Source organism: Nitrobacter sp. CN101 (assembly GCF_055390255.1).
In genome coordinates this window covers 2,462,080-2,477,079 of record NZ_AP038833.1, presented here as the reverse complement: position 1 = coordinate 2,477,079, position 15,000 = coordinate 2,462,080, and the positions used below count along the sequence as shown (strand labels likewise).

Annotated in this window: 17 protein-coding genes; 6 read left to right on the top strand and 11 right to left on the bottom strand. The window is 58.4% G+C overall.

Going from position 1 to position 15,000, the window contains the following annotated elements:
• Nucleotides 1-104: 104 nt before the first annotated feature.
• The 9 genes from ACZ5IL_RS12430 to ACZ5IL_RS12390 all read right to left on the bottom strand — a co-directional run bounded on the left by ACZ5IL_RS12430 (nucleotide 105) and on the right by ACZ5IL_RS12390 (nucleotide 9,989).
• Nucleotides 105-488, bottom strand: coding sequence for a hypothetical protein (locus ACZ5IL_RS12430; RefSeq protein ID WP_464591839.1), 384 nt, complete (start codon nucleotides 486-488; stop codon nucleotides 105-107).
• Nucleotides 489-929: 441 nt separating this feature from the next.
• Nucleotides 930-1,685: a hypothetical protein gene (locus ACZ5IL_RS12425; protein WP_464591837.1), complete on the bottom strand. Its 756-nt coding sequence runs from the start codon at nucleotides 1,683-1,685 to the stop codon at nucleotides 930-932.
• Between the two features lie 50 nt (nucleotides 1,686-1,735).
• Nucleotides 1,736-1,939 (bottom strand): cold-shock protein, encoded by a 204-nt coding sequence (locus tag ACZ5IL_RS12420; protein WP_464591836.1) that lies wholly within the window; start codon nucleotides 1,937-1,939, stop codon nucleotides 1,736-1,738.
• A 402-nt stretch (nucleotides 1,940-2,341) separates the two neighbouring features.
• The gene (locus ACZ5IL_RS12415) at nucleotides 2,342-3,901 is read right to left on the bottom strand and encodes a CYTH and CHAD domain-containing protein (protein WP_464591834.1); all 1,560 of its coding nucleotides are present in this window, start codon (nucleotides 3,899-3,901) and stop codon (nucleotides 2,342-2,344) included.
• 193 nt (nucleotides 3,902-4,094) lie between these two features.
• The gene (locus tag ACZ5IL_RS12410) at nucleotides 4,095-4,418 is read right to left on the bottom strand and encodes a hypothetical protein (protein WP_464591832.1); all 324 of its coding nucleotides are present in this window, start codon (nucleotides 4,416-4,418) and stop codon (nucleotides 4,095-4,097) included.
• Between the two features lie 399 nt (nucleotides 4,419-4,817).
• Entirely contained in the window at nucleotides 4,818-5,603 is a 786-nt protein-coding gene (fabI, locus tag ACZ5IL_RS12405; protein WP_464591830.1) for an enoyl-ACP reductase FabI, read from the bottom strand.
• A 19-nt stretch (nucleotides 5,604-5,622) separates the two neighbouring features.
• Nucleotides 5,623-6,810 carry an acetate/propionate family kinase gene (locus ACZ5IL_RS12400; RefSeq protein ID WP_464591829.1) on the bottom strand — a complete coding sequence of 396 codons (1,188 nt, stop codon included), beginning with the start codon at nucleotides 6,808-6,810 and terminating at the stop codon, nucleotides 5,623-5,625.
• Nucleotides 6,811-6,814: 4 nt separating this feature from the next.
• Complete coding sequence (locus ACZ5IL_RS12395; RefSeq protein WP_464591827.1) at nucleotides 6,815-7,765, bottom strand: phosphate acetyltransferase; 951 nt, start codon at nucleotides 7,763-7,765, stop codon at nucleotides 6,815-6,817.
• Nucleotides 7,766-7,787: 22 nt separating this feature from the next.
• Nucleotides 7,788-9,989: a DUF3141 domain-containing protein gene (locus ACZ5IL_RS12390; protein ID WP_464591825.1), complete on the bottom strand. Its 2,202-nt coding sequence runs from the start codon at nucleotides 9,987-9,989 to the stop codon at nucleotides 7,788-7,790.
• 418 nt (nucleotides 9,990-10,407) lie between these two features.
• Between ACZ5IL_RS12390 and ACZ5IL_RS12385 the strand changes: the two genes are divergently transcribed.
• A complete protein-coding gene (locus tag ACZ5IL_RS12385; protein ID WP_464591823.1) occupies nucleotides 10,408-10,794 on the top strand; it encodes a hypothetical protein in 387 nt (128 codons plus the stop codon).
• Between the two features lie 298 nt (nucleotides 10,795-11,092).
• Here the strand turns inward: ACZ5IL_RS12385 and ACZ5IL_RS12380 are convergent, their stop codons facing one another.
• Nucleotides 11,093-11,245: a hypothetical protein gene (locus ACZ5IL_RS12380; protein ID WP_464591821.1), complete on the bottom strand. Its 153-nt coding sequence runs from the start codon at nucleotides 11,243-11,245 to the stop codon at nucleotides 11,093-11,095.
• 150 nt (nucleotides 11,246-11,395) lie between these two features.
• On the bottom strand, nucleotides 11,396-12,124 hold the full coding sequence (locus tag ACZ5IL_RS12375) for a cation efflux transmembrane domain-containing protein (protein ID WP_464591819.1): 729 nt from the start codon (nucleotides 12,122-12,124) through the stop codon (nucleotides 11,396-11,398).
• A 65-nt stretch (nucleotides 12,125-12,189) separates the two neighbouring features.
• On the opposite strand from ACZ5IL_RS12375, the gene ACZ5IL_RS12370 reads away from it, so the two are divergent.
• From ACZ5IL_RS12370 to arsC, 5 genes are all read left to right on the top strand, one after another.
• A complete protein-coding gene (locus ACZ5IL_RS12370) occupies nucleotides 12,190-12,615 on the top strand; it encodes a MerR family transcriptional regulator (protein ID WP_464591817.1) in 426 nt (141 codons plus the stop codon).
• 65 nt (nucleotides 12,616-12,680) lie between these two features.
• On the top strand, nucleotides 12,681-13,025 hold the full coding sequence (locus tag ACZ5IL_RS12365; protein ID WP_464596901.1) for an ArsR/SmtB family transcription factor: 345 nt from the start codon (nucleotides 12,681-12,683) through the stop codon (nucleotides 13,023-13,025).
• Nucleotides 13,026-13,036: 11 nt separating this feature from the next.
• Nucleotides 13,037-13,495, top strand: coding sequence for an ArsI/CadI family heavy metal resistance metalloenzyme (locus tag ACZ5IL_RS12360; RefSeq protein ID WP_464591815.1), 459 nt, complete (start codon nucleotides 13,037-13,039; stop codon nucleotides 13,493-13,495).
• Nucleotides 13,496-13,514: 19 nt separating this feature from the next.
• Nucleotides 13,515-14,573, top strand: a complete 1,059-nt coding sequence (arsB, locus tag ACZ5IL_RS12355; RefSeq protein WP_464591813.1) for an ACR3 family arsenite efflux transporter — start codon at nucleotides 13,515-13,517, stop codon at nucleotides 14,571-14,573.
• A complete protein-coding gene (gene arsC, locus ACZ5IL_RS12350; protein ID WP_464591811.1) occupies nucleotides 14,570-14,974 on the top strand; it encodes an arsenate reductase (glutaredoxin) in 405 nt (134 codons plus the stop codon). The genes arsB and arsC overlap by 4 nt, the downstream gene beginning before the upstream one ends.
• Nucleotides 14,975-15,000: the final 26 nt, after the last annotated feature.

The following is a 15,000-nucleotide window of genomic DNA, read 5'->3' as shown; positions in this document are numbered from 1 at the left end:
GCTAAAGACACGACCGACATCGATCGATGAGCAAGGTCGAAAGAGGTGCAGCTCCCGAAATAGAAAACCCCGCCGAAGCGGGGTTGTCGCAACGCCCTTTACCTTTAACTAGCCGAGATGCCAAAGCTTGAGTTTTTTAGGTTAAGCGGCGCATCAATCATCGCCCGATATCCAAGAGCCACATGCCTGACGGCCCTTAGCTGGTCCACAGAATTGGTAATTCTGCGCGCTTCTAGCTGGATCGTGATGGCGCTTTCAATCTGGATAATCGTGTCTAGGCGGTCGGTTGTTAGATGGTCGCGGATATTTGCCTTTGGAGGCAAGCCCCACGTCCTTCGAAGCTGCGCCGCTGTTCCTCCGAACATGACCTCGTAGATACAGTCGGTGTTGTTAGAGTAGTGGTACCGTTCGGTCGCGCCGTGCTCCTTGTAGGAGTCGGTGGCTTTGACCCTGATGGTCTTACCGATGATCGGCTCAAGAGCGCGCATTAAGCGTGAGCTCGATCTCACCAAAAATCCGCCCTCGCCCTTCGCGGGTTTTTTTTGGTGGAACAACTTTTAATTGAGTGAGTTGATTAGCTGGAACGGAGATAGCCATCCCATTGGGAAACCCGTTCTTTCTTCCCGGAAACTTGGCCCGCCTACGAGGCGGGCTTTTCTTTGAAGTGTGCATTTTTGTAGCCGACAAAGATTCGCAAGGAACGCTCTTCCCGTCCGTGCATTCTCCAGGAGACGGAGGAAACGCCCCCCACGTTCCTTCGTCCTGCCCCTGCAGCCCGTCGATGCCCCCACGTCGGCGGGCTTCGCACATTAATCGGCGCTGCATAGCCGCTTCATCGTGAACTCGATCTCACCGCCGGGGAGTTCGCGCCAAGATTCTACCGCGCTCATGTAAGCCGCCGCCGGCCAGCGATTCAGGAACGCCCTCCCTTAGCGCTTCACCGCGTTCCTGTCGGCCTTCCATCCCGAGAACGCTTTGAAAGCTTCCGCCCTGTCGTGATCACTCGGCTTGCTGTCGGGATGCAGCGCCTTTGATATCATTGATACTGTCTTGAAGCTCATCACGCCCTGTGTCTGGCTTTGCTTGTCGAAGTGCTTACGCATGGCAGCGATTTCTTTGCGAAGTTCGCTGTTCTCCTTTTGAAGCCGAGCAACGCGAGGGTCATTGGCCCCTCTATCCCTTGCCGCCTCCGTCACCCTGGATGCAGCGTCACGGCGAGCGTAGTCTGCCTGCAGACGTTCGATATCTCGGCGCAGGTCGGCGATCTGTTCAGGCTCAGCCATGCGGGAAGCAGCCAAGAGTTTCCGCAGCTCATCGTTTTCGATTTTTATCCTGAGCAGCGCGGCCGTAGCTGGTGGCGCGGCCCTGGTAGCGGCTGCCAGTTGCGCGCGCAGCCGCTCGATCTCATACCGCGCCTTGATCAGTTCCTGAGACGAGCCGTCGCCCTCCGCTGTCGCGGGACCACGCTCTTGTCGTAGCCGCTCTCGCCACTGGCGCTGACGTTCCGCGCCGGTCGTTACTTTGTCGCTCGGATGTCGTGGCAAACGGCGCTCCCGTTTCGTCTCGCGTCGGTTGAGACGGAACAAGCAACGCGCCGGAACCGCAGCCAGTTCCTTGCCAACAGAATAGCGCACCGTGACGGACCCCGAAACGCAAATGGCCCGAAGCAGCATTGCCCGGGCCATCCACATCGCGAGCAAGCGTACATCCGGCTCAGCTCACCTAAATCAAATCATCAACCGACGCGTAGGTTCTCCGCGCTCTCTTTGCCGTGGTTCGCGACAACTTCGTAGCTCACCTTATCGCCTTCGTTGAGCGAACCAAGACCTGCTCGCTCGACCGCCGAGATATGGACGAACACGTCGTTGCCGCCGTTGTCGGGCTGAATGAAGCCATAGCCCTTTTGTCCATTGAACCACTTCACAGTACCAACCGCCACTGACGCACTCCTTTTGGAACGATGCACCATCATGAGCGCCGGCGGTGTTCCTCGCAAGCCCCGTGCAGCCTTTCTCGATTCCCGTTCCGGTCGACCCATAAAAATAGCTGTTCTGCTGCGGAACCAAAATCCGTCTTGGACATTTTGGTCGGGGTCGTCACCCGCACGGCTTGGCATTCATCGTGACAGGAGCATCAATGCGCTCCCGCCTTCAACTGAAATGAAAAGGAGCGCGCAGGCGACGACGATTTAAAGAGCTGCCTTCCTTCGAGGCTGAGTCACCGCCTTTGCCGTAGGCGTTGCAGGCGGCCGAAGCGCTCCCAGCTGGCCCTGAGAAGAACGACGAGATGTTGAAAAAGGCACATAAGGCGCAAGCGACAGGTAGGCAAACAACGAATGTCCTCACCACCAGAAGACGTCGGCCTCCTCGAACTTCTTCCAGGCATCGATCAGTTTTGCATCAGCGAACGACATCTGATGTGCATACCATCCGAGAATGAAGCCCGATGTCCGTCCCATTTCTGGTGGCGAGTCGTCGAGAAGCCGGCGAGCGCTGACAACATCGTTGTGTGCGCCCAATAAGTCCTGCAGGGTGGATACGATCGCGACGTAGCGTCTGAACTTGCGCCGACCGCCGAAGAACCCTCCGAAAAATTCGGCGCCGTAGCGCAGGTTCTTAAGCGAGATCCTGAGTTTGTGGCGCGCTTCATTGGACAGCTTGGCAAGGTTTTTCCCGCGCTTCAGGGCGCGAGCATGCAATCTATCGAGGGCATCCCGCGCGAAAGTTTCGGCCGGACTGGTTAGCTGAACGAATTGCGAACCGATGAGCCCATTGCGCCACGCGCGGCGCGCCAGAAGGCCCCGAACCTCCAGAACGAAACGGGTCGTTTCCACCTCTTCCAGCAGAGCACGAACGTCGCGAAAGGCCGCGGCGCGACGATCCCCGACCGCGGCCAGCAACACCTCGAACCCGGTCGGTCGATCGGGATGGGCAAGCGGTCCCTTGGTCACAGAGCCGAGAAAAGCGTCGCACTCTCGTGTTGAGCCAAAAGCGGATGCGATCCTCCGGGCCTCATTGCGCAACGCATCGATTTCCGGACACGATAGCACGTGCTGAAACATTTTCATTGCTGTGCGCAGCCGTCGCAACGCCACCCTCGCCTGATGAACGGCATCCGCCCGATCCGCCGTGCGAAGAGCAGCCCAGTTTCCAATGAAATGCGCCAGGGCGTTCGAGACGACCGCTACCACAGCATCGTCAAGCGTCGCATCCACCCCGTATTCGATGGCCGTTGCCCTGACTGTAGGCAAACTCTCGCCCGTCGACAGGCAAAACCCGCGTTCTGCCTTGCTGGTGAAGTCGAGCTTGAGCGGGAATTGATCGACAAGAGTTATCGCGAAATCGCAGAGATCGCTTTCATCACCAGATTTCAGTTCTAGTTCCACTTCCGCAAGCGGAGCGGTCTGATCTCCAGAAACGATCTTTCCGTCATCGCAAGTAAGTTCGATGTGAGAGCGGCCCCGCTCCACCAAGACAGCGCGTCGCCTGACTTTGGTTTCAAACTGAAGTTCAAGTGGCCGCTCTCCGATGAGGCGACCGAGTTCAGCGGCGGTCTCCGCGTCAAAGAGCGAGAGCTCAGGTTGCAAGCTACGTGAGCGCACCTCGATCTCTATGCGAGAAAACGGCCCTTCCGACGTCGAGCATTTTGCCTTGACGCCGAGAATGGGGCCGCCCCGGCCGCGCTTGCGAATGCGTAACGCAATGTTCTGTTTGCGCAAGTCGCCGAGGCTGGTGTCGAAATAGTTGGAACGCAAAATTTGGTCGTGAACGACGGCAGGAAGAGTGAAAGCCGGCGAGTTCAAAACCCGCTTCAGGCCCTCAGGATCGGTCCTGAACTTGATCTCAATCTCGTGGCCAGTGCCGCTTCCATCGCCAACCCTTTGGTCTGGTCGCTCATTCATGTGCGAAACGCTTCTGCACTCAATTTCGGGTTGCGGCAACTATTTCGTTACCGTCAAATTGATTGAGTATAAGTCATTGTTCGATTGGTCAGCGTACTGTTATCGGACACTACTAGTTTCTGCCGAAACTGCCTCCAAGAGGGGAATAAAGTCACGGAGACGTCACTCATTCGAGATAAAATACGCCATGGCCTTACGAAAACAGGAATTTCGTCAGTTCGGAGCGCTGCCGCTTCATTTTGGTTCCAACGGCACTCCCCACATCTATCTCGTCACATCGCGAGGTAGCGGCCGATGGATTATTCCCAAAGGGAATCCCATTGACGGCGTTGCCCCCCATAAGGTCGCCGCGCGCGAGGCCATGGAGGAAGCCGGTCTGGTCGGCCAAGTGCAACGCAGTTGCATCGGAAGGTTCGAGTTCGATCGTCGCCGCCGTGGTTCTGAGATGATCTGTCATGTCGACGTCTATATGCTCTGGGTTGACCGACAGTTGCGACATTGGGCTGAGGTCGGCCAACGATCTGTGCGAAGCTGCGATCTGGCGACAGCTCTTGCCCTTGTCACCTCGCCAAGTCTTTCAAGACTGATCAAGCATTCGTGGCCCGCCAGTAACCGTGCTCGCGCAGAACTCTCTTCACAAGCACGCGCATCTTCGCTCTGCACTTTCGCGTGGTGACCAGTCGATCGTGATATTGCCTTTGAGGCCCACAAGCAGTTCGATCACCCTGAAGGGAGCCGTTGCCCATCAATTCCACGGCGCTTACTTCCGGGGGAAACTCATCCTACAGGATTTGAAGTGTCGGGTATCGTAATGCCGGCCGCAGATAAGGTAATTTCCTCACTTTCGCGAAAATGAGTCTGCGATATTGAAAAAGGAGCCGCCGTCCGGTCCGAATTTCAAATCGAAAACGGTAGGTCAGTCGATGATGTGGTAGCCACCGTCGACATAGAGCACCTGGCCGGTAATGAGCCGGGCAGCGTCATGTGCGAGGAAGGCCGTGGCGACGCCCACATCGTCGATGTCGACCAATTCGCGCGTCGGCGATTTGACCTTCGTCTTTTCCAGAAGCGTATCGAACTCGGGAATGCCCGACGCCGCCCGCGTCGCGAGAGCGCCCGGGGAAATGGCATGAACCCGAATGCCTTTCGGTCCGAGTTCTGCAGCAATGTAGCGCACGGCGCTTTCGAGCGCGGCCTTGGCGACGCCCATAATGTTGTAGTTCTCCACCACCACCTGTGAACCATAATAAGTCATGGTGAAGAGCGTTCCGCCCTTCTTCATCAGCGGCTCGGCCAAATGCGCCATGCGGATGAAGGACCAGCAGGATATGTCCATGGTGATCAGGAATCCCTCACGATCGACGTCGGTCACGCGACCGCCGAGCGCGGTTTTTGGCGAGAACGCGATCGAGTGGACGAGGAAGTCTAGCTCTCCCCAGGTAGCTGCGATCTGCTCGAAGACGGCCTCGATCTGGCCAGGAACCGCAACATCCAACGGCAGAAAGATCGGCGCTTCAAGTTCGCGTGCCAGCGGCTCCACATGGGGCTTTGCCTTTTCGTTGAGATAGGTGACGGCAAGCTCCGCCCCGAAGGCCCGGAAAGCCCGGGCGCAGCCCCAGGCAATCGATCGGTCGTTCGCAATGCCAACGATCAGACCCTTTCGGCCGTCGAGAAGTTTGACCTTGGCGAGAGGAATCGACATCAGCATTATTCTCCAGTGATTATGCAGCTCTTCTGTGCATGATGTGCGCCAAGGTATGACGCGCGATCATCAGTTCCTCGTCAGTCGCGACGACATATAGGGCGATGCGGCTGTCGGCAGCCGAGATCAGACAGGCTCCGGCGTCGTTCGCGGCCGGGTCCAGTTCCGCGCCAAGCCAGCCGAGGCCTTCGACAATCCTCGCGCGGATCGGCGCTGAGTTTTCCCCCACACCTGCCGTGAACACGAACGCATCAACGCCCCTGAGTGCGGCCGCGAGCATGCCTACGTTGAGACTGCATCGATAGATGAAGTGATCGATGGCGAAGGAGGCCCGCGGGTCGTCGCTGGCCAGCAGGTCGCGCATGTCGTTCGAGATGCCAGAGAGGCCCTTGAGGCCGGCTCCGTGATAGAGCAGGGTCGAAACAGCCTCGGCGCTCATGCCTTTCTGACCGATCAGATACAGCACGATGCCAGGATCGAGCTGACCCGGCCGGGTTCCCATCGGCAGTCCGTCAAGCGCCGTGAAGCCCATAGTGCTCTCGACGCTCATTCCATCGCGCAGCGCGCACATTGATGCGCCGCTACCGAGATGCGCAACGATGATCCTGCCCTGCGCGATCTCCGGCGCCGTTTCGGCCATTCGCTCGGCGACATATTCATAGGACAGGCCGTGGAATCCATACCGTCTTACGCCCTGGTCATAGAGCGCTGATGGCAGGGCGTAGCAATCGGCGTATTCGGGATGTCCCCGATGGAAGGCCGTATCGAAACAAGCGACTTGAGGCACATTGGGATTGATCGCCATTGCCAGCCGGATCGGCGCCAGATTGTTCGGCTGGTGGAGCGGCGCCAGATCCTGATAGCTGGCAAGCTGCTCAAGCACGTTCGCATCGATCAGCACCGGCTGCGCATAATCGGGCCCGCCATGGACGACGCGGTGGCCGATCGCCAACAGTTCAAGTCCCTCCAGTGTCAGCAGCCACTCGCGCACTACCACGATAGCGGTCGGGAGATCGCCCACCGCGCCGGCGGCGTAGCTGTTGTCGACAAGGACTTCTCCTTTGCTGCCCTTAACCTGCAGAGCCGGCCTCGTGCCGATACCGCTGATTTGCCCGCGCACAACGCGCGACAGATCACCCCCAGCAACGCCGAAGACCTGGAATTTCAGGCTCGACGAACCGGCATTAATCACAAGGATAGCGTCCATAGCGCTAGACTCCTCGAGCCGCGCGCCGACGAACGGCGAAAAGCGCGGCTACTGCACAAGAAGCCAGGCGAGTACGCACCGAATCCGCCCGCGATGTCAGAACGATCGGCACCCATGCTCCGAGCACGATGCCGGCAGCGGTCGCATGGGTAAGAAATGTGAGGTTCTTCGCAAGCATGTTGCCCGCTTCGAGATCCGGCACGACGATAATCTGCGCGCGCCCCGCGACCGGCGATTTGATACCCTTGATGCGCGCGGCCTCCGGATTGATGGCGTTGTCGAAGGCGAGCGGCCCGTCGAGAAGGCCACCAGTTATCTGACCACGGTCGGCCATCTTGCAGAGCGCAGCCGCTTCGATTGTCGACGGAATTTTGGTCGTGACCGTTTCGACCGCCGAAACGATCGCAATCCGCGGCTCACCTAATCCGATCGTCACCCAAAGGTCGATCGCATTCTGTACAATGTCGCGCTTGGCCTCGAGATCAGGGAAAATGTTGATCGCAGCGTCCGTGATGAAGAGCGTATCTGCATGACCGGGGACATCCATGATGAAGACGTGACTGATCCGCCGGTCGGTCCGCAGACCGGTGGCGGAGGCAGCGACCTCTCTCATCAGCTCGTCGGTGTGCAAGCTCCCCTTCATCAGAAGCTCGCCCTTGCCTTCGCGAACGAGCGCCACAGCCTTGGCTGCCGCAGCGTGGCTGTGCGGCGCGTCGACAATTTCCCACGCGCCGACATCGAGCCGATACTCGCTCGCTACAGCCCTGATCTTCGCTTCAGGTCCCACGAGTACCGGCTTGATCAGTCCTGCCTTGGCTGCTTCGAGCGCGCCACGCAAAGACGTCTCGTCGCAAGGATGGGCGACTATGGTGATCGGAGTAGCTTCGGCCTGAGCGGCCGCGATCAACTTGTCGTATTTCGATGGCTCATGCTTCAATTCGATCGCCTCGGACACCCGGAATCTCCTGATAGTCGGCTCAAGACGCTTTGGGCTTGCGCGAGGCTCGGCTTGCCGCCAGCGACACCGGCGCGCCGCCAAGATCGAAGAGCCGTTCGACGCGATCGAGGCGCTCGGCCGCAGCGCCGGTCACAGCTCCGGAAGCCTGGAGTATTTCGCGCAGCGCTTTGAAGGCGGCGCGGCGACCGTCGAGTTCCTTCGGCAACAGTTTCGGAATGGCGGCGACGGCCGCTTCCTCATCGATCAACAGCATGAAAAACTGTTTGCGCAACAGTTCCTTGAATTGCAGGAACGTCATCTGGCGCGCGCTCGGATGAGCGCTGCGCAGCCGGCGAATCGCCTCGAAACCTCGCTCATCGGCGCCCTCACGCGCCTTGCCAACGAACAGAAGGGCTCGCGCAAGCCCTTCAGGCAGCCCGCCCTTGTCGATTTCGGCTTTCAGAGCGGCGATCTGTGTTTCCACGAATGTTTCGTGAAGCTGGTTTTTCGCCGACTTGCGTGGCTGGCGGTCGGAATTTCTATCGATTCCGAGTGCCGTCTGCAGGACGGGTGAGCCATAAATGGCGTGAAATGCGGCCTCGGAAGCACGCTCGGCGGTTTGACGCCAGGCATCCAGTGCATCAACAATCTGTTGCGACATCTTTTCCTGCGTGGCCAGGAACGGGTTCTCCAGGGAAACCGATTTGCGGTTTTCGCGTGCCTGCACGGCTACAGCCTGAACCCAGGACATGAAGGGATTGTTCGGGCCGAAAAGTTGGTATTGGAGGCGCAACGGGTGCATCTGGCGCATAGCCTCCACAACCGCCGGCGTCGTCATCGCCTTGACTGCGGGCTGCAGGTAAGTCCGATAGAGCGCCAGATTGATCTCGGAGACTTTCGCGGCAGCGGCGAAGCGGCGATCATCCTCCAGATCATTGCAGCCGAGCGCGCGAATATCGTCTAGCGTGCGAGTTTCGCAGCGCATGACCCACTCGCCAGTGATCAGATCTGCACCGTCCGCGACCTCGCCAACGGGCGTCAGCACCGCTTCATAGAGGCCGGGCGGCAACACATCGATCAGATCGATGTTGGATGCAAACTCGTCATGTTCCTTCCTGGCGACGCCGGCGGAAACAAAAATGCCTAGATGCCCCACCGTCTCGTGGATGGAATAGATAATGGTCTGGCCGTGCGCACGAATCTCATCAACGCTTTCATAGAGGTCGAGCACCCAGTCCAGGGCCTGTTGCGGTGGCGTAATGTTGTCGCCCTTCGAGCAGAAGACGACGATGGGGGAGCGGATATTGCGCAGATCGACGGCGGTCCCGTCGGATGTTCGGATCTCTCCAGCGGCAAGCTTATTGCCGACGAAGAGTTCATCGACGATGAACTGCATCTCATGGGTATTGAGCGTCACATGCCCGCCCCACCAGCGTTCGAAACCGAGATAGCGATCGGCCTCGGTGTCCACCTTTGAATAAAGATCATATTGCTTCGTCCACAGCGTGTTGGCCGGGTTCTGGTTCTCGAAATTCTGGACCAGCCAGGCGCCGTCAAATTTGCCTGCGCCAAGATCTCCGGTTAGGGCGGTAAGCCAGCTGCCGCCGAGCAGGCCGCCGGAATAGCGCATGGGATACTGGCCCTTCACGCCGGCCCAATAGGACAGAGGCGTACCGGCGATGATGATTGGGCCGAAAAGCTCCGGACGAAGCGCGGCAAGGATCATCACAGCCCAACCGGCCTGGCAATTGCCGATCACGCATGGCTTGCCGTCGGTGTTGGGATGCCGCGCAATGACCGTTTCGAGAAATACCGCTTCTGCAAGGGCAATGTCCTCGATTGTCTGGCCGGGAACTGGATCGAAAAGAAACCCGATAAAATAGCAAGGGTGGCCGGCCTTCAAGGCGACGCCGATCTCACTGTCCGCCTTGAACCCGCCGATTCCCGGTCCGTGGCCCGCGCGTGGATCGACGACGACGAAGGGCCGCTTCGATTGATCAACCGTAACGCCTGTGGGCGCAACAATTCGCGCCAGCAGATAATTCACCGGCCGGGTGAGTTTCCGACCATCGACAAGAAGTTCCACTTCGTAGTGCAGAACATGTGGCGCCGCACTGGCGATGTGCTTCTCATATTGCTCTGCCCGTTGCCGCATGACATCGAGAAACAAGACTGAGCGTTGCCAGGCGTCAATTGAGTAGCTGAAGAAGTCTTGGAATGTCGGAACCGATTTTGAAGACATAGTAAGGTACTCCTTCAAGCCGGGTTTGAGCTCCAACTTTTTGACCGCTCATAAGGCGATGCCGCCCCTCGAACATTGATCTTCGTCAAACGCAATGGCGCTGGATTCAATAACGACCTTCGTTGACGCTTTTGAGAAGGCCACAATTCATGCCGTTGAGGCGCTGATCGATATCGGCATTGAGCAAAGCCGCTCCACATGGGGCAAACCGGAGGTTCCACGGACCGATTGGATCTTGCTCACTGTCAAGCCGCTAGTTTGATGCTCTGGCCGAGCGATGACTGACACGTAAGCAGTTCCCCAGATACACTGCCGAGACGAGAGCGAGTTCTGTTCCGCTGCTCACAAAGCCGCGAGCGGAGTCCGCGGCCATGTAGGCGTCATCTCCTTGACTTGCCTCATCGCTAAAAGCGAATCGATGTCGCAGGAGAGTTCCAAGCGAAAAAATTTGTGCAGCGAAAAAGTTGCAAACGCGCTCGTTCTGAATGCGATCAGCGATGGCTTTTTAATTTCCGTCACCGGGCAGACAATGATTGTCAATCGATCACGGAACTTCGCCGAGATAACCAAGGCGATGTTCAGCACCGATGTGGACACGCTTACGCTTAATGTCGAAAAACGGCGTGTCGGTATCGTCACTCTGGCCTACGTCAACGGCAGTAACGGCTTGGGTGTGATCAGCGATCACACTGACGTCCCGCATACTAACCGTCTAGTTGAGCACACCCTGAAGGAACTTGAACCGGACGCCACGGCAAACCTGCAGGGGTCGGCTGGTCTAGGGTGGGAAAAGGTGGCCTCATGATGTCGATAGACCAGGACAGGACAGCCTTTTTATCTCGTTCGCTTTTTCAACTCGCCGTGCAGCGGAGCGAACTCTTGCATGAAATGGTAACTGTGCAACGAATGAAGCGCGAACTCGCCCTAAGTCAACGCGCGCCCCCCCGGGGGTCCTTCATTCTTCAATACGACGCGGCATTCGACGAGAATACCCTGCAAGCTGATGGGCTGACGGCTGACCGCGCGTCTGAGAACGGTCTATTCAAGAGCCGCTCCCGATGCCTACTTTCGAGAAATGGCTAGCTTACACTGGGCGTCCAGAATCATCCGTATCTTTCTCCCGTCGAGCAACTCCGGCGCTCGTCTTTTTCCGAACTCACAAGCCGCGACTGAATTTGTTCCCAGTCCTTGTACTTGCCAGAATCCGCGAGCTTCACCGCCTCCTTGAAGACCTCAAGCTTCTCTTCCCTGTTCATGCGCAAATCCTTTTGCTTCGTGATTACCGCGCGTCCGAATGTCAGGACTGCCGGGAAAACAGGTTTCCAATACAGAAGCGTTGCCGGTGTTCCCCTGCACTCCTTCGCTGAAACTCCGGCGGATTCCCTTGGCGCACTTGGCTGTTGCCCCTAAGCAAAGACGTCGCCTTCTCGATACTCGCCCCATGCCTGCCGGAGAATTTGCACCGAAGATGTCAGGAAGACGCCGGCCATCAGGCTGGCAACGATTAGATCAGGCCACGCGGTCGCCGTGCCCCACACACCCAGCGCTGCGACCATCACTACGACGTTGCTAATGGCGTCATTGCGCGAACATAACCATACCGATCGAACGTTCGCGTCCCCGTCCTTGTAGCGCATAAGCAGTGCCACGGACGTAAGGTTTGCAACGAGAGCCATGAAGCCGATGATGCCCATGACCTCTGCCCTAGGCACGCCGAGAATGAGTGTGTGATAGGCGGTAGAGCCGAAGACCCACAGTGCCATAGCGCTTAACGACAGGCCCTTGAATAAGGCGGCAGTCGCCCTTGTTCGCAGCGAAGCTCCGATCACTGCAAGGCTGAGGCCATATGTGATCGTGTCTCCGAGGAAATCCAGCGCATCGGCCTGCAATGCATGCGACCCGGCAAGCCGACCAGCCGTCATTTCCGTCAGGAACATCGTCCCGTTGATGCCGATGACTGTCCAGAGCGCCACCTTGTAGCGAGGGTCCATGCCGTCGAAGACGGGGACACCACCGGAGCATCCGCAAGCGTCTCCGGCGCAAATGCCAACGGTGGTTATCTTTGTCGAGAGCTCCAGCGGCGGGGGCGGCCCGCAGCAAGCGCCTTGTTCATTATTGCAGCAGCCATCAGCCATGCGTGGGCCTCCTTTAACGAAGGCACGCTACTTCCTATAGTGGCTAGAGGTTCAAGGAGCTTTTTATGGATTTGCCGATCGGCGAACTCTCGCGGCGTACCGGCGTAAAAGTGCCAACGATCCGCTATTATGAGCAGATCGGCTTGCTGCCCGCCCCGCCGCGTAGCGAGGGGCAGCAACGACGTTATGGCCAGAGCGCAATGGCGCGCCTTGCCTTCATCAGGCATTCCCGGGAACTTGGCTTTGACGTGGACGCCATCCGAGCGCTTCTCTCGCTTCAAGACAATCCTGACCAGCCTTGTGCCGCTGCCGATAAGATCGCGAAGGCTCGCCTCGCCGAAGTAGAGGCACGGATCGCGAGCCTCACGGCGCTGCGTCAAGAATTGAAGCGAATGATCGAGGAATGCGCTTGTGGCCGGGTAGCGGAATGTCGGGTCATCGAGACCTTAGCCGATAGCGGCCATGTTCATGGCCGTTTAGCCAAGCCGTAGGTCTCGACGCCGAAACTGGAAAAACGGCGTTGACGTATGACATATATTTCTATATTCGTTGAAATATAGAAAAGATTGATGCCGTAACTGCTCTGGCAGCGCTCGCTCAAGATAATCGACTCGACGTGTTTCGTTTGCTCGTACAGGCGGGACCGGAGGGTTTGACTGCGGGGGCGGTTGCGACCGCGCTCGATCTCCCGCCAAACACCCTCACGTTTCATTTTGATCGACTCCGCATGGCGGGCCTTGTCACCTCGCGGCGCGACGGGCGTTCTGTGATCTATGCGGCGCAGTTCGACAAAATGAACGCGCTCTTGGGTTTCCTTACGGAGAACTGCTGTGGAGGAGCATCTTGCGCCCCTGCTGCCCAATGCAAACCATCTCGCCGTCGCACGAAAATGTCAGCCTGAGAGGAAAAGCTATGAAGCGCCTTCACGTTCATGTGGCCGTCAGCGACCTCCAACGTTCGGTTGGGTTTTATTCTGCCCTCTTCGCAACTCAGCCCACCGTCCTCAAATCCGACTACGCGAAATGGATGCTTGATGACCCGAGGGTCAACTTCGCGATCTCAACGCGCAGCAAGCAAGCGGGGCTGGATCATCTCGGCATTCAGGTCGAGGACCAGAACGAGCTGCAGGAAGTGTATGCGAGGCTCCGCAACGCGGGCGGGGAGATCATCGCACAGGGAGAGACAGCGTGTTGCTATGCCAAGTCGGAGAAGTCGTGGATCGATGACCCGGCGGGCATCTCATGGGAAGCCTTCCTGACCACTGGTGAGAACACCGACTACGGTGATGGCACGGGGGAACGCGACGCCCGCGTTGCACACGAGAAGCAGTCGGCCTGCTGCTCTGCTCCGGCAGCGACACCTTGTTGCTGAGCCAGAGAGGCTTCTGCTGATGTCTATTTTCGAGCGGTTCCTGACGGTCTGGGTCGCGCTCTGTATCTTGGTCGGCGTTGTCCTCGGGCACCTAATGCCGGGCACATTCGCCGCGATCTCAGGTTGGGAGGTGGCGAAGGTTAACCTGCCGGTGGCAGTGCTGATCTGGCTGATGATCATTCCCATGCTGCTAAAGATTGACTTCAGTGCGCTCGGGCGGGTGGTCGAGCATGCGCGAGGCGTCGGCGTGACGCTCTTCGTGAACTGGGCCGTGAAGCCGTTCTCTATGGCGTTGCTGGGCACGATCTTCATCGGGCATGTCTTCGCGCCCATGCTGCCAGCGGAACAGGTCTCATCCTACATCGCAGGGCTGATCCTACTTGCTGCCGCGCCATGCACCGCAATGGTGTTCGTCTGGTCCAATCTTGTGGACGGCGAACCCCACTACACGCTGGGCCAAGTCGCATTGAATGATCTGCTGATGGTGGTCCTATTCGCTCCGCTGGTCGGCTTGCTGCTCGGGGTTGCGTCCATCTCGGTGCCATGGGCGACGTTGGCACTGTCTGTGCTGCTCTACATCGTGGTGCCCGTAGTCCTTGCGCAGGTCTGGCGTCGGGCGCTCATAGCTCGTGGTGGTGATGCGCTCGGTCGCACTCTCGGCCACCTCCAGCCGCTCTCCTTGATGGCTCTGCTAGCGACACTCGTGCTGCTCTTCGGCTTCCAAGGCGAGCAACTTCTGGCGCAGCCCATTGTGATTGCGATCCTTGCTGTTCCAATCCTCATTCAGGTCTACCTGAATGCCGGTCTGGCCTATGTGCTGAGCCGCCACCTTGGTGTGGCTTGGTGTGTCGCAGGCCCGGCTGCTCTCATTGGTGCGAGCAACTTCTTCGAGTTGGCGGTTGCTGCAGCCATAAGCCTCTTTGGCCTAAACTCAGGGGCTGCGCTAGCGACGGTGGTAGGCGTCCTTGTCGAGGTGCCGGTGATGCTTTCGGTGGTCAAGATCGTGAAGGCGTCTCGTGGCTGGTATGAGGCGGGAGTCAATCAACCCGCTGCCAATGTGTTGAAGGTGAACCTATGACAATCACGATCTACCACAACCCTGACTGCGGCACGTCCCGCAACACATTGGCGATGATCCGACAGAGCGGCGAAGAGCCGGAGATCATAGACTACCTGAAGAACCCCCCGTCGCGGTCCAAGCTCATAGAACTGCTCGCGGCCATGTCGATGTCGCCGAGGAATCTGCTCCGGGAGAAGGGAACGCCATACCGCGATTTGGGGTTGGACCGCTCTACGTGGAGCGACGACGAACTGATCGACCAAATGCTGGCGCACCCCATCCTCATCAATCGGCCAATCGTCGTGACTGACAAAGGGGTGGCGCTCTGTCGTCCTTCCGAAGTCGTCCTCGATCTTCTGCCGAACCCGCACATAGGCCGCTTCGTCAAGGAAGACGGCGAGGTCGTCGAGGCTCGCTGAGACGCTGGAAGCCAGAACGGCTGCTT